Genomic DNA, 365 nt, shown 5'->3' with positions numbered 1-365 from the left:
TTGTAGAGCAGGGAATAAGTGGATTCGCCGGTATCCGGATCAATATAATTCTGATCCAAAACGACGGTGCCACTTTGGCCTGCCGCAATGGCCTGTCCCCCTTCCAGGGTGGTTAAGACCTCGAGGTCCTGATTGTAAACGGAAATAGAAGTGTCAATATTATCGGTTTGTGCGGTAGTAGGGAGCATAATAACTACATCAGAATTGGTTTCGTTAGTTACCTTACACTCTTTGGATGGGTCGTTCGTTGGATCGCTCATTTCATTATTGTTTTAGTTATATTATTGATCTACCCCTTTAGTGCTTGTTGAAAATTATCTATCCGCTGCAAATGGCTTGGAAGAAAGGAGGCTTGGCTTCAAAAT

General features: G+C 43.0%; 1 protein-coding gene. It reads right to left on the bottom strand.

Going from position 1 to position 365, the window contains the following annotated elements; all coding sequences use genetic code 11:
- Window positions 1–260, bottom strand: a 260-nt coding sequence (locus E1171_RS00140; RefSeq protein ID WP_222931267.1) for a hypothetical protein, incomplete at its 3' end; no start/stop codon positions are given.
- Window positions 261–365 lie beyond the last annotated feature (105 nt).

The sequence above is a fragment of the Xanthovirga aplysinae genome, assembly GCF_009711365.1.
GTDB classification, from domain to species: domain Bacteria; phylum Bacteroidota; class Bacteroidia; order Cytophagales; family Cyclobacteriaceae; genus Xanthovirga; species Xanthovirga aplysinae.
The sequence above is the reverse complement of the archived record's forward strand: the minus strand, read 5'-3'. Positions and strand labels throughout refer to the sequence as shown.